Source organism: Armatimonadota bacterium, from assembly GCA_031459855.1.
Classification (GTDB): Bacteria; Sysuimicrobiota; Sysuimicrobiia; order Sysuimicrobiales; family Humicultoraceae; genus Fervidifonticultor; species Fervidifonticultor primus.
Genome location: JAVKHP010000001.1, coordinates 985910 through 1005930, shown reverse-complemented (window position 1 = coordinate 1005930; position 20021 = coordinate 985910). Strand labels below are relative to the sequence as shown.

The following is a 20021-nucleotide window of genomic DNA, read 5'->3' as shown; positions in this document are numbered from 1 at the left end:
TCCCGCGCCCCTTCAGGTGTATGCCCAAGCCGCCGGATTTTACGCGCCGCGGTCACCTACATGGACGACCGTTACCCGTAGGGTGTCAAGACTAGTATAGTTGCTCGTCGGGTACAATGCGCACGGAGCGGTAGTGGCAGTGGGCTCAAACGGCGCCACCGAGCGTTTCGGGGTACAGAGTACAGTGCCAGAGACTGCCTGCGCGTGCCGTCCGAAAAGTTGCAGAAGGGACCGCAGGGATGGCAGCGTACTTCTGAGCGGTGGAATCGTCTGAGTGAGGGGACGGCCGTGAGTGTCTGCGTCATTGGCGGGTTGGGCTACGTCGGGCTCGTGACCAGCGCGGGGCTTGCCGAGTTAGGGCACGAGGTAGCCGTCGTGGACGCTGACCGCGAGCGACTGGCGTTGGTGCGGCAGGGATGCCTGCCGTTTCACGAGGCGGGGTTGCGCGAGCTGCTGGACGCGCACCTGGCATCCGGTCGGTTGCGCCTGGCGGATAGCGTGGCTGAGGGTGTTCGCGGCGCGCGCATGGTGTTCATCGCGGTGGCGACGCCACCTCGCTACGACGGGGAGGCCGACCTTTCCCAGGTGATTGCGGCAGCCGAAGAGCTGGCTGGCGTGTTGCAGCATCGAGTGACCATCGTAATCAAGAGCACGGTACCGTTGGGGACACACCAAGTGCTGCGACGTATTCTCGAGCGGCACGCGCTCGTTGAAGGCCGTGACTACGATCTGGTGATGCTGCCCGAGTTCCTGCGCGAGGGGAATGCGGTCTACGACTTCTTCCACCCCACCCGGATCGTCGTCGGCGGAAGTGACCCTGAGGCGCGACGGCAGGTCCGGGAGCTGTTCGTACGCCTGGAGGCCCCGGTGCTCGAGACGACATTCGAGCACGCTGTGCTGATCAAGTACGCCTCTAACGCTTTCCTGGCCATGCGGATTTCGTTTGTCAATGAACTGGCCAACCTCTGCGATGCAGCCGGTGCCGACGTCTTCGAGGTCCTGCGGGGCATGAGCTACGACCCGCGGATCGGAAGTACTTACCTATCGCCCGGGATAGGTTTCGGTGGGCCTTGTCTCGAAAAGGATATTGTGTCACTCATTCGAATCGCAGAGGGCACCGGGTACGAACCGGCGTTCTTTCGGGCGATAATGGAGAAGAACCATCACCAGGTGCGACAGACAGTGCGCAAGGCGCTCGACCTGCTCGATGGCGATGCCTACGCGCGCCCTGTGGCGGTGCTCGGACTGGCGTTCAAGCCCGGCACCAGTGATGTACGTAACTCCCTGGCAGTCCGGATCATCGACCGGCTGGAGCGCCGGGGGGCGAGGATCCGGGCATATGATCCTGTGGCCAACGGGGAGGTGCGCGGCATCCTTCCTACCGTCGCGCTGTACGACGACGCGTACGCTGCTGCCGCGGGCGCCGATCTGGTGGTCATCCTCACCGCGTGGGAGGAGTTTCGCCAACTGGACCTCGTACGATTGCGGCGTGTGGTAGCGCGCCCGCGGATTCTCGACGGTGTCAATGTGCTCGATCCTGGCAAAGCGCGGGAGGCAGGCTTCGTCTATCGCGGGATGGGCCGCCGATAACGTAGACCCTCGTGCCGAGCATCCTTGCGGGCTGGCGGGAGAGACGCTGGGTTCAAGGGCATATGCCTCTTGCCCGGGTGCCATGCCATCGTGGTTCTGAAGCCGATAGCCCCCGCACAGTTCTCCTGTCGTTGGGCGAAGGAGCGCCTCACGCAGGCGTCCTGTTCGCAAGGCAAGACCGCGGCTCACCCAGACTGCGACGGATGATGGAGGTGCCGCTGTCGGATCGGAACACCAGTTCGCGTACCCAACCGCGCCTCACGATCTGCCGGGTGCGTGGTTAGGCCGTGGCAGACGTGTGTGTCTAAGGACGTATGTCGATGGGTATAGATTGGGTAGATGAGCTAAGATGACCTCAGAGGTGAAGGACGATCGGCGATTCTGCGCCCACTCGCGTGCTGTTGGCGGACGATCTTGCGCTGGTCCGGCAGGGTATTCGCGTTCTCTTGAGTGCCGTGGAGGATGTCGAGATTGTTGCCGAAGCGGCGTCGACTGAAGACGTCATTCAATTGGTTCGCGAGAAGGTACCCAACGTGGTGCTGATGGATCAGGACATGCCAAGCAATACGCTGCAGACCACCAGGGTGATTAAGGAAGCATTTCCACAGATCGAAGTCGTGATCATGACCGATCGTCTCGACGACGTAAAGGCACTTCAATTCATCGAGGCGGGTGCAACAGGGTATATCTTGAAGGACATCCCGGTGGCAAATCTCGCTGCTGCCCTGCGGGCGGTGTGCAATGGGCGCGCATTCTTCCACCCCGAGGTTACGCGGAGGATGATGGAGCGCCTGCTGCACATCACGCGCGAGCAACGCTCAAAGCTACGACTGGAGTCGGAGGGTCTTACGCAGCGCGAGATGGAGATCCTCATTGAACTGGCTCGGGGGAGTACCGATCGGGAGATCGCGGCGAAGTTCTTCCTCGCCGAGGGAACGGTCAAGACCCACATCCGGCATATCCTCCGCAAGCTGGGGGTTCGAAACCGCACTCAGGCCGTCGCGTATGTCTTGCGCCGCGGGCTGATTCAGTAGCGGCGGTTCTTTTCCCCTCTCCCGCCGGAGTCCCTGTACGCTGACGTTGCCTGCCCTGGGGGTGTAGCGGGCTTGGGCTGTGGCTAGGTACGGTCCGGCCGCGCTCCGCTCGATGGCCGAGAATCTACCTCTTTCGAGAGGCCCTTCCCTCTTCGGATAGATCGACCCTCGCGGCAGATTCTTCTTACATTAATCGCGGCGTTCTCCAGGGTACATCATCAGGTGCGCGGGCTCCTCAGGCTGCCCTCTGAGGCCGCGGCGGATCATGGCCGCCGGGGCACCGCAGGTGGTGGACCGGAGGCTTGCGGCGTCACCTGGGGCTGGGGACGGACAACCGCAGCCCGGGGGGGTGGCTGATGGTCCCAGCTGCTACCGATGTTCTCCTTACCGACGAGCACCACCTACACGCTCGGGCAGAGCAGTGTACTTCTTCGGGGCTCGAACACGGAAAGCGGATCGTCAGTTACCGGGGCGATGAGTTCGTCCTGGTGGGGTTCTACTTTGCAGGTGACTTGAACGGACACCGGGAGTTGTTCTACATCCTCCGGCTGCGCAACGGCCATGGGGAGAGGGGGTGGTCGGCCACAACGGGCACCATAGGGGGGGCCTCATGAAGGACCAAGCTGTCTCCGCAGGACGGTGGGCAGTTGACGGAGCCGGCACCGGGACGCTCGTGTGGTACGCCGTCCAGGTGAAGCGTCATGCCGAGGCCCGGGTGGTCCGATTGCTGGCGCACAAGGCAATTCCAACGTTTCTGCCGTTTCTCGAAGTGTCCCGGGGCGGTGGCAACGGCCGGAGCCCACGGCTGGAGCCGTTGTTCCCCGGTTACCTGTTCGTGGGCCTGGACAATCCGTTGATACCCCGCATGTGGGACGCGGTGCGGTGGACCCCAGGGGTACGACGGGTGCTTGGGGTGGCGGAGGATCCCGTTCCTGTGCCGGCCGCAGTGATCGCGGCTATCCAGGAGCGGGTGCGAGAGCACGGGTTCGTGCGTCAGCGGCCCCGCTTTCAGCGGGGGGCTCGAGTGACGATTCGGTCGGGACCGCTACAAGGGCTCGAAGCGGTGTTCGACCGTCCGATGTCCCGTGTCGGTCGCGTGCGGGTGTTGCTGGAGTTACTTGGGCAGCAGCGTGGTGTCGAGGTTGACCAACGAGAGCTCGAGTCGGCCTGACACGAGGGAACGCACGGATGGACTATACCGGTGGCCAGCGCACTGCGTCAGCGGCTAAGTGCGCGAGCGGCGGAGCTGTGTCTTGCATACCCTTGCACGCCCCGGTGACGGGTTCACGGGTAACTGGTCGTCGGGCAAGTAACTGGGGGTCGGTCATGAAGACTGGCGCTCTGTTGAGCATCCTGTCCGTGCTGTTCTTGAGCATAGCGGTTACGCCTGCAGCGTGGGCTCAGGCCGCCTACGTGCTCGGTCCGGGGGACGTCATCGAGGTCGCCGTGTTCGGTGAAGCAGATCTCTCGCGAACCGTGACGATCAAACCAGACGGCACCGTCGCATTGCCGTTGATCGGCGAGGTCAAGGCCGCTGGCAAGACGACGGAGCAACTGGTGGGGGAGCTCACCAGGCTCTACGCACGGTATGTGAGAACGCCACGGGTGTCCGTCACCGTCAGGGAGTTTCGGACGAATCGGGTCTACGTGTTGGGGCAGGTGCAACGCCCCGGGGAGTATCAGGTGCGTCCGGGTGTGGGCGTGCTGGAAGTCTTGGCGAGCGCCGGAGGTCCGACGACCCGTGCCGACCTGGCCAAGGCGGTTCTCATCCGTGGCAGCACCCAAACTATCCCCCTGAATCTGCTCGAAGCCATCGCCAAGAGCGCGAACCCTGGCGTCGACCTTCAGCCTGGTGACGTTTTGTTTGTTCCGGAGACCGACAGGCGCATCGTTGTCCTCGGGCAAGTCAATCGCCCTGGAGCCTACGACCTCATGGAGGGCCAGCGGGTCGCCGACCTGCTCGCGGCCGCGGGAGGAGTCACCAGCAAGGCCGCACTGTCCCGCGCGTTCATCGTGCGGGGGACGGAGCAGATCTCTGTCGATCTGCAAAAGATACTCGCCGGAGCCACTGAGGCCAACTTGCAGGTCAGGCCGGGCGATATGCTGGTGGTTCCCGAGAACCAGAGCCGCGTTGCTGTGCTGGGCGCGGTGGTCAGGCCGGGTACCTATGACCTGGCCGACGGGATGAAGTTGGTCGATGCGATCGCCATGGCCGGTGGACGTGGCGAGCGGGGGGACCTGTCACGGGTGGTCGTCATCCGTCTAGAAGCAGGGCGGACACGGTCGGTGACCGTCAACGTGAATCAGATCCTCGCAAGGCAGGACGCTGCACAGAACGTGCCGTTGCAGCACGGTGACGTTGTGTACGTCCCGGAGGCGGGACTCGACCTCCGCCAGGTACTCCAGTACCTGAACGCAGCCAGCCTGTTGCGGCTCATTTTCGGTGGCTATTAGCGGCTGCTGCATGACCCGAAAGGGGTGACGCTCAATGGAGCTACGGCAGTACTACGAAATCATGAGGAAGCGGGCATGGATGATTGCCGTCCTGGTGGCTGTGACCGTGGCTGCGGTCGTGGTGCAGACACGTGGGTTGCGCCCACTGTACCGGGCCGAGGCTAGCCTTCTCGTCACCCCACGCATCGTCGCCCCCACGGCATACGAAGATCCCAACCTTGCGCCCCTGTCTGGGGTCTTCCGTGAGACGGTGCTTCGGAACGTGAGCCTGATGATCACAAGTAGGACGGTGCTGCGACGGGTGGCCGAGCAGGTGGGCACGACACCCCGCATCCGCGTGACGCAGGTGCGCGGCAGTGATTTCTTGATCATTAGCGCGGTGGACGAGCAACCCGAGCGAGCGGCGCGAACTGCCAACGCAGTGGCGCGAGAGTTCGAGCGGTTCTACGGCGAGGTCAACCGCGCCGATGCCGCACGCACCCGACGGTTCATCGAAGAGCAGCTCGAGCAGTCGCGCAAGCGGTTGGCCGCGGCGGAGCGAGCCCTCTTGGGGTTCAAGTCGAGGACGCGGTTCGTGGGGTCTTCTGAGGAGATCTCCCGGAGAGTCCAGCGGGTCTTTGACCTGCAGGCTGCGCACGATGGGGCGCTGCTGGACGAGAGGTTAGCCAGGACACGCGCCGATGCGATTCGGGCCCAACTCAACGCGCGCAACGACGGGCGACTGGCGGCGGTGTCCATCGCGACGAACCCAGTGGTGGTGCAGGTGCGCGATCACCTGACGAACCTGGAGCTGGAGTTGGCAGGGTTGCGAAACGTGTACACCGATGAGCACCCGCGGGTGCAGGCGGTGGTCGCGCGCATAGCCGATGCACAGCGGCGCCTTCGGTTGGAGGCGGAGCGGGCAGTACGCGATCAGTCGTTGGGTATTAGCCCGCTACGCGAGCAGTTTCTGCGGGAGATGCTTGGCGCTGACATCGATGCCGTGGTGGCGCGAGCGCGCGCAACAGCAACGGCACGGCTGCTGCGCGAGACGGAGGCGGCGCTGGTTGGTGTCCCGCAGAACGAGATGACGCTCGGGCGCCTGCAGCGCGACGTGCGCGTCGCGGAGACCACCTACATCCGCTTGGCCGGTCTGCATCAGGAGGCAGTGATCCGTGAGAGCCGAGCACAGTCGTCTGCGCAGGCGGTCATTGCCATCGTCGATGGAGCCACTGTTCCGACCGAGCCCGAGTCGGCGCAGCTGCCAGTCAAGGTTGGATTGGCAGGCTTCGTGGGGCTGCTCCTGGGTGCCGCCCTCGCGGTCTTGGCGGAGAGTGTGGACAACAAGATTCGTACTACCCATGAGGCCGAAGGCGCCTTCGGCGTGCCGGTGCTGACTGCCGTGCCCGTCATGAGCAACAGCACGTATCGATACCTGACGGTGGCGCCCAGCCTCAGCAGTTTCATCCTGCCGGTACTGGTAGTCCTTGCGCTGGTCGCGGTTGGCGCAGCGTTCGTTGCGCGGGTTCAGGCCGGTGCATTGAGCTTCGGATGGCAGCTGGTCTATGGCTCGGTGACGGCCGCGGGAGATCATGTCGTGCGGCTGGGACAGGGGATCTTGCACTCGTTGTCCACCGTTCTTTGAGGCGGTTTGTGCCATGGTGACTAAACCTGCCGAGCTGTTCACGACCTACGGCGAAGATTCGCCGTTCGCGGAGGCCTATCGTATTTTGCGAGTCAACATGCTGCAAACCAACAAGGACCTGTGGTCTCTGGGCGTGACCGGAGTGCAGCCGAAGCACGGCAGCTCCACCACCGCGGCGAACCTAGGCTTGGTCATGGTGGAAACTGCGCAGCGGGTGGTCCTGGTGGATGCCGACCTGTATAAGCCGTCGCTCCACCGGGTGTTCGACGTCCCGAACGACGTCGGATTGTCTACGGTGTTGCAGCGGCACGCGAACTTGCAACCGGCCCTGCGGCCCGTAAGCGGGATCCGCGGGCTGCGGGTGCTGCCTGCGGGACCGAAGCCGAAGACCCCGATGTCGATACTACAACCCGAGGGCGTCAGGCAACTGCTAATCCAGCTGCGTTCTGAAGCGGATTTCGTGATCTTCGATCTGCCGTCCGTCGCGGCTGTGGCGTACACGTCGTTGATCGCGTCCGCTCTCGACGGGCTGCTGCTGGTGGTCAAGGCTGGCGCGGCCCCAGTGGACGTCAACTCAATGATCAGGCGGCGGCTCCACGGTGTCAATGTCATCGGGGTGGTACTGAACAACGTTCCAGTGACCGGCAGCGAGCTAGCATCCTACAGCTACTATGGGCGCTTGAAGCGTTGAGCTGTTGCCATGTCAGTACGGGCACGTCAGGGCGGATCGGTGTGGGGTGGCTTTGAAGGGGATAACATGCTCGTGAGTGAGGAGCACCGATGCTGATCGCTCGCGCCCCCGTGCGGATCAGCTTCGCCGGGGGCGGTACTGACTTCGAGGACTATTATGCGCGTTTCGGTGGTCTCGTCGTGAGCGCGACCATCGACAAGTATATCTACGTGTTCCTTACCGTGAACAGGGGCGAGAGTATCCAAATCATGTCGTCGGACTACCGAACGTTCCACCGGCAGAGAGCCGAAGAGAACATGCTCTGGGACGGCGACCTGGCGCTCCCGCGCGCTGTGCTGAACCATTTCAATATCCGCGAAGGGTTCTCGATGTTCCTTGCATCTCAGGTGCCGCCCGGGACCGGACTCGGGTCGTCGAGCGCAGTCACCGTGGCGGTCCTGAAGGGGGTCAGTGGTGCGCTGGGGCTGCAGCTGTCCAAGCGGCAGGTTGCGGAGCTAGCGTGTTTTATCGAAATCGAGAAGCTCGGAATGCCGATCGGCAAGCAGGACCAGTTTGCGGCAGCCTATGGCGGTGTCAACGCTATTACGTTCGAACGCGACGGCGTCACCGTGGAGCCACTGGCCTTGCGTTCCGACACGTTGGAGGCGTTGGAGCGGGAGATTCTCCTCTTCTATACCGGGGTTGCGCGCGAAGCCGCGAGAGTGCTCGACGCGCAGCGACGCGCGATCGCGGCGGACGACGCGGCGGTGCTGACGTCGTTGCACGCCATCAAGGCCGCAGCGGTGGAGATGCGACGCTACCTTCTTGCAGGCGATTTGGGCGGCGTGGGCGAGTTGCTGCATGCTTCGTGGGAACAGAAGAAGCGACTGGCGCCGGGGATCTCGAACGCGCGCATCGACGAATACTACGAAACGGCGCGGGCGCACGGCGCCATCGGAGGGAAGATCGCGGGAGCAGGCGGCGGCGGGTTTCTGATGCTCTATTGCCCGCTGCGTCGCGTGGGCAGGGTGACGGACGCCCTCGAGAGGTTAGGGCTGCGCCGTATGGACTTCGCCATGGATCGGGACGGCGCGCGAATTCTGGTGAACAATACGCTTCCGTTGGCAGCGGCGCGGTATGCGTAGACGAACGCGGCGTGTACTAGTGCTGGGGCTGTTGTTGCTGGACAGCGTAGCGGTGGCCGTGGCGTTGGCGGCCGCGCAGTGGCTTGCGTCGGATCAGGATGGTAGCTGGGCTGGGGTGCTGCCGTTGCTGGTGGGCGTCCCCGTTGCCGTTGCGGTGTTTGGCCTGCACAGGCTCTACGTGCTCGACGAGTTGTTTGAGGGCCCAACGGAATACGGACGTGTCATCTACGGGTGTACGGTCAGTACCCTCGGGCTCATCGTCTTGGGGTTCTGGACCCAGCCGGCCAGCGTGGTGTCCTCACGCGAGCTTGCGGCGCTGGCGTGGGTACTGTTGATTCTGGCGGTGGGGGTTGCGCGTTTTCTGCTGCGGCGGGTCGTGCGAACGATCCGCCGGCGCGGCGGCCTGACGTCGCGCGCGATCGTTGTAGGCGCTGGTGCCGCGGGGCTCTCCCTGGCACGACACTTTGCCGACCTCAAACACGCCGGTGTGAGGATCGTGGGGTTCGTCGATGATTTCTTGCCCGTGGGCACCCCTGTGGTGGACGGATTGAAGGTCCTTGGCCCGCCCAGCTCGTTGGCGCGGGTGGTGGAGGAGACCGGTGCTCATGAGGTGATTGTGGTCCCTGCCGCGATGGCATGGGAAAGCTTTCGGGAGTTGTCTCACAGCGGCTTGAACCTCAACGGCACGGCGATTCGTGTGCTACCGGCCGTGCGCGATGTGGTGGCGGCCAACGTCAAGGTGCATGAGCGCGGGTTTCTGCCCTTCCTGACGTTGGAGCGCTTTCGGATTTCCGGCGTGGATGCCGTGTTGAAGGGCGCGATGGACTATGCCCTGGCCCTTGGCGCGCTGCCCGTGGTGCTGCCAGTCGTAGGCCTTGCGGCAACAGCGCTGTTGGTGACCGGCGTCCGACCGTTTCGGGTCGTTCGCATGGTCGGCCGAGGGGGCACGACGTTCCGGGCTGTCTTCCTGGACACAGGCTGGCCTGGCGGTGTGCAGAACGCCGTGCAGCGGTTGCTGTACCGTCTGGGGCTGGACAGGCTTCCGCTGGTGCTGCACGTCCTTCGTGGCCAGATGAGCGTCGTGGGGCCCCGCCCAATTCCCGTCGCGCGGCGGGCAGTCTACGAGTCGTGGATGCCGGACCTGCTGCTGGTAAAGCCCGGACTTACCGGCATGTGGGCGTTGTGGGACGAGCCTGTTTCGATCGACGACGAGATGCGCGCAACTTTGTTCTACGTCCGCAACTACACGATTTGGCTGGATCTTGAACTGCTGGTGCGCTCTGTGTTGCGTCTCGTGGGTGGTCGCTGGGCGCACCCGGCGATGGAGGGGGGTGCGGCACGTGGGCGTGTCGCAGTACATTAGCGACCTGCGAAGCGCCCTGGCCGCGGTGTCGGCGGAGGCGCTGATGCGCGTCGAGGAGGTCTTGCTGCGTGCCTGGCGGGAGCAGCGGCTGGTTTTCATCGCAGGCAACGGTGGGAGCGCCGCCACTGCATCGCACTGGGCCAACGATCTCAACAAGGGCACCGCGGTGCCGGGGCAACCGAGGTTTCGAGCGGTCGCCCTGACCGACAGCGTGCCCCTCATGACGGCGTGGGCTAACGATGTGGCGTACGACAGCATCTTCGTGGAACAGCTGGCCAATCTCTGTCGTCCAGGGGATCTCCTCGTCGTGATCAGCGGCAGCGGGAACTCGCCCAACATCGTGGCGGCGGCGCGGTGGGCCCGTGAGCATGGGGCGACGGTTGTCGGACTGACGGGTGGGACCGGTGGCCAACTACGTGGTCTGGTGGACCACTGTGTGCTCGCCCCGACCCACCGGATGGAGCAGATCGAGGATGTTCATCTGGTCGTCGCACATGCACTGTGCGTCGCCCTGCGCGCGCGGATCGCCGCCATGACACCGGTTGCGACCCTGGAACGGTGAAGGCGGTCATCCTGGCTGGAGGGTTCGGTTCGCGGCTCTCGGAGGAGACGGCGTCTCGCCCGAAGCCCGCGGTGGAGATCGGCGGCAAGCCGATCCTCTGGCACATTATGAACATCTACTCCGCGCACGGCGTGAACGAGTTCGTCATCGCGTTGGGCTACAAGGCGGAGATCATCAAACAGTATTTTTTGAGTTTCTACGCCCTCAACAACGATATCTCCGTAGACCTGGAGACCGGCAGCGTCGTTGTCCACAACGGGTACACGCAGCCGAAGTGGAAAGTGCATCTGGTGGACACCGGCTTGTACACCCAGACGGGTGGTCGGTTGAAGCGGCTGCGGCCCTGGCTCGATGACGGCCAGACCTTCATGTTTACCTATGGCGATGGGGTGGCCGATATCGACATCAGCGCGCTGCTCGCGTTTCACCGCTCGCACGGGAAACTGGCGACGGTGACGACCGTACGTTCGCCGGAGCGGTTCGGGAGGATCGCTTTTGAGGGCGACCGGGTCGTGGAGTTCTACGAGAAGCCCGAGCGGAGCGAAGGGTGGATCAACGGAGGATACTTCGTCCTGGAGCCGGCCGCCATCGACTACGTGGACGGTGACGAGACCGTGTGGGAACGGGACGCGGTGCCGCGTCTCGCGCGCGACGGGCAGTTGATGGGCTATCGGCATCATGGGTTTTGGTCGTGTATGGACACGCTAAAGGAAAAGAACATGTTGGAGGAGTTGTGGGCAAGCGGCAAGGCGCCGTGGAAGATCTGGCCTTGAGGTTCCCCTTACCTGGGAGTCTCCGAGCAGCCGACAGCCTCACAGAGATACGGTGGGCCCCCCTCGTCTGCGGTAGTGCCAGGAGCCCGGGTCCTGTGAGTGGTGCGAAGGTGGGGTTGCCTGTATGCGGGTGTTTGTGACGGGGTTGCAGGGCTACATCGGTACCGTGCTCGGAGCGACCCTGCGGAGCCGGGGGCACGTCGTCGCGGGAGCTGATACCGGCTTCTACCGCGAGCGACTGCTCTACGATGACGGTGCCGGGGTCGCGCCATACCTGGCATGTGACGTTCGAGAGCTGGAGCCCCAAGACCTCGTCGGCTACGACGCGGTGGTGCATCTGGCCGAGCTATCGAACGATCCGGTGGGGTACTTGAACCCGGCCGTCACCTACGAGATCAACTACCGTGGCTCGGTCCGGTTGGCCCGGTTGTGCAAGCAGGCGGGAGTGCCGCGGTTCGTCTACAGCTCCTCGTGCAGCGTGTACGGCAGAGGTTCGGAGGACTACCGCGTCGAGGAATCGGCTCTCGATCCCCGGACGCCGTACGCGGTGTGCAAGGTGCTCGTCGAGCAAGAACTGCTGCGCATGGCCGACGACGAGTTTTCCCCCACAGTTCTGCGCAACGCGACGGCCTACGGCGCATCACCCGCGATGCGATTCGACCTGGTGTTGAACAACCTCGCCGGGTGGGCGTGGACCACTGGCGAGATCCGCATGACCAGTAACGGGAGCCCGTGGCGTCCGGTAGTCCACGTACGGGACATCGCCGAGGCCGTCGCCTGCGTGCTGGACGCGCCGCGCGCCGTCGTCCACCGCCAGATCTTCAACGTGGGACAGACGCAGGAGAACTACCGTGTGGCTGAGATCGCCGAGATCGTCGCCCAGGTGTTTCCCGGATGCCGGGTGTCGCTGGGGCAGACCGATAGCGATGAGCGGAGTTATCGGGTGTCATTCGAGAAGATTCACGCCGTGTTGCCCGGGTTTCGATGCCAGCATGATGTCCGAGCGGGTGCGCACGAGCTGCGGGCGCTGTTCGAGCGCGTGCAGTTGACGCGGGCAGTGTTCGAGATGCCGACGTTCACACGCGTGAAGTGCCTGCAGAGGTTGATCACCGGTGGCCAGGTCGACGAGGCGCTCTTTTGGCGACATCGTCGCCGGGCACTGGAGGAGTCAGGGTGTGGGCTTGAGACACCTGTTGGGAACGCGCGTTCGGTGGCTTATCGGCCGGGGCCAGGACTGGTTTCGTGAGGCGCCCGTGCGGGATCCCGGGTATCTGTACAGAGACCTTGCATCGGTGTTTCGGCGGATCGTGACGGATCCGGTGTGCGGTTCCCGACCGCAGTACGCGTGGGGCGTCGTGCAGGGCGTGAGTTTGGCCCGAGTGCTGCGCATGGACCGTGTGTCGGTGGTCGAGTTTGGCGTTGCGGGGGGCAACGGGCTCGTGGCGTTGGAGCGCATCGCCGAACGGGTAGAGACGCAGCTAGGTGTGGCCGTGGACGTCTATGGGTTTGATACAGGGACGGGGATGCCGAGACCGCAGGACGTCAGAGACTGCCCGAATTTGTGGGCGGCAGCGTACTTCCCGATGGACGTGGAGAAACTCGTGCGGCGCCTGCGCAGAGCGCGGTTGGTCCTGGGGCTGGTGGAGGATACGCTGGACAACGTGCTGCAGACTGGCCTTGCCCCCGTGGCTTTCGCGTCTTTCGACCTGGACTACTACAGCTCCACCCGGGCTGCGCTGCGGCTCTTGGAGGCGTCCGAGGAGGTGCTGCTCCCTCGCGTCGTTTGCTACTTCGATGACGTCATGGGGTTTACCTACAGTGAATTCAACGGCGAACGGCTGGCGATCGCGGAGTTCAACCACACGCACGAAGTCCGGAAGCTCTCGCCGATCTTTGGGTTGAGGTACTTCGTCCCCTCGCCCTTCGCCGACACGATGTGGGTGGAGCAGTTTTGGATGGCGCACATCTTCGACCACAGCCGGTATGCCGAGCACGACGGCTTGGTGCGATCGCCGGAGCTGCCCCTGGCGTGACGACGAGCGGCGGACGGTGAGAGGGTCGTGATCTTTTTGGAAGCCGACGTGCAGGGAGCATTTCTCATCGAGTTCGAGAAGCGGAGCGACGAACGCGGGTTCTTCGCGCGAACGTGGTGCGAGCGCGAATTCGCAGCTGCGGGCCTCGACGTGCGGTTTGTGCAGATCAACATATCACGTACCCGGCGGCGGGGAACGATACGGGGGCTGCACTATCAGGTCGCGCCGTTTGAGGAAGCGAAGCTCGTGCGCTGTGCCAGAGGAGCTATCTACGACGTGGTGGTCGACCTGCGAGCCGAGTCGCCGACCTACATGCGGTGGATGGCCGTTGAGCTCACGGCCGACGGGTGTCGCATGCTGTACGTGCCCGAGGGGTGCGCTCACGGGTTCCAGACGCTGGAGGACGATTCAGAGGTCGTGTACCAGGTGTCACAGTTCTACACACCGGACGCGGAGCGGGGCGTGCGCTACGACGATCCCTGTTTCGGCATCGTGTGGCCGCTGGAGGTCACGGTGGTGTCGGCGAAGGACCGGAGCTGGCCCAACTATCGAGCGGGCGGGTGACGTTGTCGGATGCGGTACCCTGCCCTGGGATGGAGTGCACCCCGCCGACGGGCGGTCGGAGAGGCGCATGATCCTCGTTGACGAAGCGTTGGCGCGTCGCGAGGCCAAAGGGTGCCCTATTCGCGTGGCCATGGTGGGGGCGGGTTTCATGGGGAAGGGGATCGCCCTGCAGCTTCTGACTGCTGTGCCGGGCATGCGGCTCGTGGCCATCGCCAACCGGCGCGTCGACGAAGCGCGACGAGCCTACGAGGCCGCCGGTGTCACGCCCCGGGTCGTGGAGACCGAGGCGGAGCTGGAAGCGCTCATCGCGCGCGGGCAGTGCGCCGTGACCGAGGACCCGTTCCTCCTCTGTCGAGCGGAGACCGTCGAGGCGATCATCGAGGTCACAGGGACGGTCGAGTTTGCCGCCGGTGTGGTCATGGCCGCCATCGAGAACCGGAAGCACGTGATCTTGATGAATGCCGAACTCGACGGAACGATTGGCCCCTTGCTGCGTACGTACGCCAGCAGGCGAAACGTGGTCATCACCAACGCCGACGGCGATCAGCCAGGCGTCCTCATGAACCTCTATCGGTTCGTGAGGGGCATCGGCGTCCGCCCGATCCTGTGCGGCAACATCAAGGGGTTGCACGATCCATACCGGACACCGGTGACGCAGCGGGAATTCGCTCGGAAGTGGGGACAGAAGCCCGAGATGGTGACCTCGTTCGCGGACGGCACCAAGATCGCATTCGAGCAGGCGGTCGTGGCTAACGCGACGGGCATGCGGGTGGCACGCCGCGGGATGTACGGGTTTACGGTGCCGGCAGGGACGTTCATTCAGGAGGCGGTTCGGGTGTTCCCCCTTGCGGAGCTGTTGCACGGAGATGGGATCGTCGACTACGTCGTTGGGGCAGTGCCGAGTCCGGGCGTGTTCGTTCTGGGGACGCACGAGCATCCGGTACAGCGGCGGTACCTGGAGCTCTACAAGCTTGGGCCCGGCCCGGTGTACTGCTTCTACACGCCATATCACCTGTGCCATTTCGAGGTCCCCAATACCGTGGCGCGAGCGGTGATCTTTGGCGACGCGGCCGTCGCGCCTCGTGGTGCGCCTTGTGTCGACGTGGTGGCGACCGCGAAAACCGACCTGGCTGCGGGCCAGGAGCTGGACGGCATCGGGGGGTTCACGGTGTACGGGCAGTGCGAGAACGCCCCGATCGTGAGGGCCCAGCGGTTGCTGCCGATGGGGCTCGCGGAGGGATGCCGCCTGAGACGCGCGGTCGCGCGCGACCAGGTCCTCAGCTACGACGATGTGGAGGTGCCCCCGGGTCGTCTGTGTGACCGTCTGAGGGCCGAGCAGGACGCGATGTTCCCGGTCGACGGTGGTGCGCGGTGATCGTTCAGTGGCCTGGGCGCCACCCATGACTGGAGGTTGGGGCAGCCCACCGTCATGAGAGTCGTCCAGGTGACCACCATGACGACCGATGGTGTCGGGGCCGCTGTCATGCGGCTCCATCGTGGGCTTTTGGGCTGTGGCGTCGATTCCATCGTCTTCGTCGCGGGCGACCCAGGCGACCTCGCCGGGGCGCGTGTTCGGCGGTACCGTCCGCCGCAGGACGCGGTGGCGCGGATCGCGCGGCAGGTACGGCGTGCGGTGTTCGCTGCGAGTCGCCTGCCCTATCGAAGGTCCAGGCCAGCGTGGGTCAGCATCTTCAGTGACGACCGTAGCGTACACGCTGGTCAAGTCCTGGCGCAGCTCCCGCAGGCGGATGTGATCCACGTACATGCCATGATCGGGTTCCTCGACTACCGGTGTCTGCTGGCCGCTGCCGCGCGCGCGCCGGTGGTGCGGACCCTGCACGACATGAACTTCTTTACGGGAGGCTGCCACTACGACCATGGGTGTGGGAGGTTCGTAACGGGCTGCGGCGCCTGCCCGCAACTGGGGTCCTCCCGCGAGAACGATTTGTCGCGGCAGGTGTGGTTGCGCAAACAGGCGCTCTTTGCGCGTTTACCGCGGGCACGGTTGCGGTTGGTCGCACCCAGCCGGTGGCTGGCCACGGCTGCACGGCAGGCCGGCGTGGTGAGCAACTTCGAGATCACCGTGATCCCGCACGGGCTGGATGCCGACATGTTCGCGCCCCGAGACCGCAGGTTCTGCCGGCAGTTGCTCGGGCTCCCTGGCGACGCGCGGATCGTGCTGTTCGTCGCTCACCCGCTGGCGCGCCATGAGAAGGGGTTCGCGTTGCTCGCCGACGCTTTGCACCGGCTGGGTGATGTTCGCGACCTCATGTTGGTGTCCGCAGGAGGTGGTCCGCTGCCAGCGGCAGTACCCGTGCCGCACCTGCGATTGGGCCGCGTCCAGAGCGAGCGCCTATTGTCTGCTGTCTACAGCGCAGCCGATCTGCTGGTGGCTCCCTCGATCGCGGAGACGTTTTCGCAGGTGGTGTTAGAAGCGCAAGCCTGTGGGACGCCCGTGGTTGCGTTCGCAGCCGGAGGTATCCCGGAGGTTGTGCGTGACGGGGTCACCGGTCTGGTGGTGCCCGCGGGCGACATCTCGGCGCTGGCGGACGCGATTCGTCATTTGCTGCAGGCCGATGACCTGCGGGTGGCGATGGCCAAACGGGCGCGGCAGGTGGTACTGGACGAGTACACACTCGAGGTACAGGCGCGGCGGTACGTGGAGCTTTACCGGGCCGCGCTCGCCGGGCGGCGCGAGGTAGGAGCCGGTGTGGGAGGTCCTGCAGAAGTCGGCGCCAAGCCGGCGGCGGGTGTGGTGTCGTAGGAGGCGGGCTGCCGAGCATGAACTGGCGAGACCTCCCTTGGCGAGACATGCGGAAAGTGAGGTTTTTCCACCTCTGGGGCGGGTTCTGGATGCAGTTCGCTGGCCTGAGCTGGCCTGGGCGTCTGGCGACTCGCGTGGCGACGTGGTTCGCACCTCCCTACAAGGCCAGGCTGTACTTGGCCCGCATGACGAGCAAGGGGTTCGTGGCACCCAGTGCGGAGATTCATCACAAGGCGCTGCGGCTCGGGCGACACGTGTTCATTGGTGACCGCGTCATCATCTTCCAGGAGGTGGGCGGCGGTCCCGTCGAGATCGGCGACCGGGTGAAGATATTCGGCGACGCGGTTCTGGAGGTCGGGTTGGGGGGGTCCATACGCATCGGACCGGACTCGCGCATCCACCGAGGGTGTCAGCTGGTCGCGTACAAGACCGCGATCGAGATCGGTCGTGACGTGGGGATTGCGCAGAACTGTGCGTTCTACCCGTACAACCACGGTATGGCACCGGACGCGCCCATTTCACGGCAGCCCGCGGACAGCAAGGGGCCGATCGTGATCGAAGACCACGCGTGGCTCGGCGTGGGCGTGATCGTGCTGGACGGCGTGCGCATTGGGAAGGGGGCGGTGATCGGTGCGGGCGCCGTGGTGACGCGAGACGTCCCCGCCGGCGCGATCGCCGCGGGAGTACCCGCCCGGGTCCTTCGGATGCGCCATGGGGTCGGCGATGGAGAACGCGTGCACACCGCGTAGGGAGGGTGGGGTGCTGTCCGTGGGTGGCGCGGCAGGGCGCGCTGTGCCGGTTTCTGCTCTGGGCGTCTCTGCTCGCGCGGTGGCGTGGAACACCGGGATCCAGTTCATTGGGCGGATCGTCACGACGTTGACCCAGGCCCTGCTCGTCATGGTCCTGGCGCGCGCCTTCGTCCACCATCTCGGTCCGGTAGATGGCGTGCGGGAGATGGGTCGGTACACGACCATCATGACGTTCGCCGTGGTCTTCGAGACGTTCGCGCGCTTTGGCTTCTTCGCGACGTTGGTGAAGGAGTTCTCGGAGCGAGAAGACCAGGCTACCGAGATTCTCGCGAGAGCGTTGCCGTTGCGGCTGTTGCTCGCTGGGGTCGTTGCCGTCGCCGGCACGGGACTGGCACTCGTCCTCCGCTTCGAACCCGTGGTCACGATCGGCGTGGCGCTGCTGGCCGTCTCGACGTGTTGGGGCGCGGTCTTCAATACCGCCATGGCGTATTTCCAGTCCCGACACCTGATGGTCTACCCGGTGGCCGCGGAAGCGCTGGGACGCCTCGTGGCGCTGCTGGGCATGACGGTTGCCGCGCTGGCGGGTGCGCCGCTGCTCGTCGTGATCGCGTGTTCGCTGCTGGGCTCCCTGGTCATGGCTGGGGTGTGCGTGGGGTTCTTGCGTCGCTTCGAGCCGTTGGGGTGGTGCGTGGACCGCACGTACTGGCACGCGCTGGTGGCGCAGGCCGTGCCCGTGGGGCTAATCGCTGTCCTGTCCCTGGCATACGGTAAGGCGAGCGTGATACTGCTGGCGGCCATGCGGGGGAGCTTCGACGTGGGAGTCTACGGAGTGGCGTTCAAGCTCACAGACGTGCTCGTGGCGTTCCCTGCGGTGCTCGTCGGCAACCTGTTTCCAGTCCTCGCGCGGGCTCTCGACCGTCGCGATCGCGCCGACGCGGTGGTGCGGCGGACCGTGGGTGCGCTGGCGGCGTGCGCGTTTCCCGTCGTCGTTGGCGCGTTCGTGTTGGCAGCGCCCCTGGTTCGCCTGACTGGCGGCGAGACGTACCTGGCAGCGTCTGCCGTGAGTGTATTCGGCACCCCGGTGACCGCCGTGCATGCGTTGCGGGTACTGGTGTGGGCGGTGCTCGCCGGCGGGTTTGCGCACCTGGGGCTTTCGCTGGTTATCTTGCGGGGCCTGCAGGCACGGTACTTGCGCGTCGTCGCGATCGTGACGTTGGGCAGCGTTGCGGCCAGCTACGTGCTGATTCCGCGGTACTCGTACGCTGGGGTCTCGGTGGTAACGGTGCTGACAGAGGTGCTCATGGTCGCCACCGGGTGGTGGATGCTTACGAGATCGGCGGAGATGCGGTTGGCGGTGGTGGATGTCTGGAAGCCGGGCGTCGCCGCGGCGACCATGGGGGCGGTTGTATGGCCGGTGCAAGCGCTCCCGCTGTGGGCGGCGGTCGGCGTCGGCGTGCCGCTCGGGGCGCTCGTCTACGTGGCCCTGCTCTCCGCGTTGGGAGGGTTGCCGGTGGAGTCCCTTCGGGGTGCGATACGCAGGAGGCCCGAGCCTGTAGCCTGAGGCCGGGCGACGCTGACGCGTCGCGCCCAGGTGTGTGGGAGTGGTTACGGATGCCGTGGCGCCCGGGGCAAGGGGGAGGGGATGTGCATGCCAGGCGAGCCTCTGGTTAGCGTGGTGATGCCCGTGCGCAATGGCGAGGTGTTTCTGGTCGAGGGCATCGAGAGCGTCCTCGGCCAGACGTACGAGAACTGGGAGCTGGTCGTCGTCGACAACTGCAGCAGCGATCGCACGTTGGAGATCGCACGCACGTACGCGGAACGTGACCGCCGCATTCGCGTTCTCCGTAACGAGACGCCGCTGACGTTGATGGAGAATCACAACGTTGCGTTTCGTGCCGTATCGACGGCGAGCCGGTATTGCAAGATCCTGCACGCCGACGACTGGCTCTTTCCGGAGTGCCTGACGCGCATGGTGGAGGTGGCGGAACGCAATCTCTCCGTCGGGCTGGTGGGCTCGTACTGCCTGTACGGAGACGAGGTGCGGTGCGACGGCCTGCCGGTGACGGTGACGGTGCTTTCCGGACGGGACATGGGGCGCAAGACGCTGTTCAGGGAGTTCTACGCGTTCGTCTCACCGAGCGCGATCATGGTACGCTCCGACCTGCTACGGAGTGGACGGTTCCGCTACCACGAGTCCCACATCCACGCCGATGTCGAGGCGTGCCTAGAGGCGTTGCGGTATTGCGATTTCGGCTTCGTCCACCAGGTGTTGACCTTCGTCCGACCTCATGGCGATTCGGTGACGGCTACGGTGGCCAATCGGCTGAATACGTACCACTGGTCGTGGCTGGACATGCTCCGGGCGTATGGGCCCGTGTACCTTACGCACGACGAGTACGAGCGCCTCTGGCGTGCGCGCGTGCGCGCGTACTATGGGTTTCTGGGCCAGAACGTGCTGCGACGGCGGTCCCGGGAGTTCTGGACCTACCACAAGGAGCGATTGGACGATCTGGGTCTTCCACTGACGGCGTCACGGGTGGTGGCGGGCCTGATCCGGGAGGCGGTGCAGGTCGTGTTGCACCCCGTCCGTGAGTTCCGCAGGGGCCTGCAGCCCGTGCGGTGAGGCCGCTTCCCGGGGCGGCGCGGTGTGTGACCGGCGGGTGATTGCGCGGGCGGAGGGGTGTCGGGATGGCCAC

Annotated in this window: 18 protein-coding genes; all 18 read left to right on the top strand. The window is 64.9% G+C overall.

The features are described from left to right. Positions 1-288 precede the first annotated feature (288 nt). The 18 genes from QN157_04600 (at position 289) to QN157_04515 (ending at position 19948) form a co-directional block, all read left to right on the top strand. Positions 289-1590: a UDP-glucose/GDP-mannose dehydrogenase family protein gene (locus QN157_04600; protein MDR7554866.1), complete on the top strand. Its 1302-nt coding sequence runs from the start codon at positions 289-291 to the stop codon at positions 1588-1590. A gap of 395 nt (positions 1591-1985) precedes the next feature. After that, the gene (locus QN157_04595; protein MDR7554865.1) at positions 1986-2624 is read left to right on the top strand and encodes a response regulator transcription factor; all 639 of its coding nucleotides are present in this window, start codon (positions 1986-1988) and stop codon (positions 2622-2624) included. Between the two features lie 610 nt (positions 2625-3234). After that, positions 3235-3795 (top strand): transcription termination/antitermination NusG family protein, encoded by a 561-nt coding sequence (locus QN157_04590; GenBank protein ID MDR7554864.1) that lies wholly within the window; start codon positions 3235-3237, stop codon positions 3793-3795. A 155-nt stretch (positions 3796-3950) separates the two neighbouring features. Further along, entirely contained in the window at positions 3951-5078 is a 1128-nt protein-coding gene (locus QN157_04585; protein ID MDR7554863.1) for an SLBB domain-containing protein, read from the top strand. 34 nt (positions 5079-5112) lie between these two features. Beyond that, positions 5113-6702 carry a GNVR domain-containing protein gene (locus tag QN157_04580; GenBank protein ID MDR7554862.1) on the top strand — a complete coding sequence of 530 codons (1590 nt, stop codon included), beginning with the start codon at positions 5113-5115 and terminating at the stop codon, positions 6700-6702. 13 nt (positions 6703-6715) lie between these two features. Then, entirely contained in the window at positions 6716-7393 is a 678-nt protein-coding gene (locus QN157_04575; GenBank protein MDR7554861.1) for a CpsD/CapB family tyrosine-protein kinase, read from the top strand. An 89-nt stretch (positions 7394-7482) separates the two neighbouring features. Next, a complete protein-coding gene (locus tag QN157_04570) occupies positions 7483-8517 on the top strand; it encodes a GHMP kinase (GenBank protein MDR7554860.1) in 1035 nt (344 codons plus the stop codon). 19 nt (positions 8518-8536) lie between these two features. Next, positions 8537-9880 carry a sugar transferase gene (locus QN157_04565; GenBank protein MDR7554859.1) on the top strand — a complete coding sequence of 448 codons (1344 nt, stop codon included), beginning with the start codon at positions 8537-8539 and terminating at the stop codon, positions 9878-9880. Beyond that, positions 9858-10442, top strand: a complete 585-nt coding sequence (locus QN157_04560) for an SIS domain-containing protein (protein MDR7554858.1) — start codon at positions 9858-9860, stop codon at positions 10440-10442. Before QN157_04565 ends, QN157_04560 begins: the two co-directional genes overlap by 23 nt. After that, positions 10439-11215 carry a glucose-1-phosphate cytidylyltransferase gene (gene rfbF / locus QN157_04555; GenBank protein ID MDR7554857.1) on the top strand — a complete coding sequence of 259 codons (777 nt, stop codon included), beginning with the start codon at positions 10439-10441 and terminating at the stop codon, positions 11213-11215. The genes QN157_04560 and rfbF overlap by 4 nt, the downstream gene beginning before the upstream one ends. A gap of 124 nt (positions 11216-11339) precedes the next feature. Next, the gene (locus QN157_04550; GenBank protein ID MDR7554856.1) at positions 11340-12461 is read left to right on the top strand and encodes an SDR family oxidoreductase; all 1122 of its coding nucleotides are present in this window, start codon (positions 11340-11342) and stop codon (positions 12459-12461) included. 142 nt (positions 12462-12603) lie between these two features. Continuing rightward, entirely contained in the window at positions 12604-13248 is a 645-nt protein-coding gene (locus tag QN157_04545) for a hypothetical protein (GenBank protein ID MDR7554855.1), read from the top strand. A 27-nt stretch (positions 13249-13275) separates the two neighbouring features. Further along, on the top strand, positions 13276-13812 hold the full coding sequence (rfbC, locus tag QN157_04540) for a dTDP-4-dehydrorhamnose 3,5-epimerase (GenBank protein MDR7554854.1): 537 nt from the start codon (positions 13276-13278) through the stop codon (positions 13810-13812). A gap of 67 nt (positions 13813-13879) precedes the next feature. Continuing rightward, positions 13880-15187, top strand: coding sequence for an SAF domain-containing protein (locus QN157_04535; GenBank protein ID MDR7554853.1), 1308 nt, complete (start codon positions 13880-13882; stop codon positions 15185-15187). A gap of 54 nt (positions 15188-15241) precedes the next feature. Beyond that, complete coding sequence (locus tag QN157_04530) at positions 15242-16576, top strand: glycosyltransferase (protein MDR7554852.1); 1335 nt, start codon at positions 15242-15244, stop codon at positions 16574-16576. Positions 16577-16710: 134 nt separating this feature from the next. Next, complete coding sequence (locus QN157_04525) at positions 16711-17325, top strand: DapH/DapD/GlmU-related protein (GenBank protein MDR7554851.1); 615 nt, start codon at positions 16711-16713, stop codon at positions 17323-17325. A gap of 43 nt (positions 17326-17368) precedes the next feature. After that, on the top strand, positions 17369-18886 hold the full coding sequence (locus QN157_04520; protein ID MDR7554850.1) for a flippase: 1518 nt from the start codon (positions 17369-17371) through the stop codon (positions 18884-18886). Positions 18887-18973: 87 nt separating this feature from the next. Beyond that, positions 18974-19948, top strand: coding sequence for a glycosyltransferase family 2 protein (locus QN157_04515; protein MDR7554849.1), 975 nt, complete (start codon positions 18974-18976; stop codon positions 19946-19948). The last annotated feature ends 73 nt before the right edge of the window (positions 19949-20021 follow it).

Bases quoted from the DNA above. Each gene is read 5' to 3' on its own strand.
- QN157_04590 (MDR7554864.1), top strand. From the start codon at position 3,235: ATGAAGGACCAAGCTGTCTCCGCAGGACGGTGGGCAGTTGACGGAGCC.
- QN157_04530 (MDR7554852.1), top strand. From the start codon at position 15,242: ATGAGAGTCGTCCAGGTGACCACCATGACGACCGATGGTGTCGGGGCC.
- QN157_04575 (MDR7554861.1), top strand. From the start codon at position 6,716: ATGGTGACTAAACCTGCCGAGCTGTTCACGACCTACGGCGAAGATTCG.
- QN157_04545 (MDR7554855.1), top strand. From the start codon at position 12,604: ATGGACCGTGTGTCGGTGGTCGAGTTTGGCGTTGCGGGGGGCAACGGG.
- QN157_04515 (MDR7554849.1), top strand. From the start codon at position 18,974: ATGCCAGGCGAGCCTCTGGTTAGCGTGGTGATGCCCGTGCGCAATGGC.
- QN157_04570 (MDR7554860.1), top strand. From the start codon at position 7,483: ATGCTGATCGCTCGCGCCCCCGTGCGGATCAGCTTCGCCGGGGGCGGT.
- QN157_04535 (MDR7554853.1), top strand. From the start codon at position 13,880: ATGATCCTCGTTGACGAAGCGTTGGCGCGTCGCGAGGCCAAAGGGTGC.
- QN157_04580 (MDR7554862.1), top strand. From the start codon at position 5,113: ATGGAGCTACGGCAGTACTACGAAATCATGAGGAAGCGGGCATGGATG.
- QN157_04550 (MDR7554856.1), top strand. From the start codon at position 11,340: ATGCGGGTGTTTGTGACGGGGTTGCAGGGCTACATCGGTACCGTGCTC.
- QN157_04585 (MDR7554863.1), top strand. From the start codon at position 3,951: ATGAAGACTGGCGCTCTGTTGAGCATCCTGTCCGTGCTGTTCTTGAGC.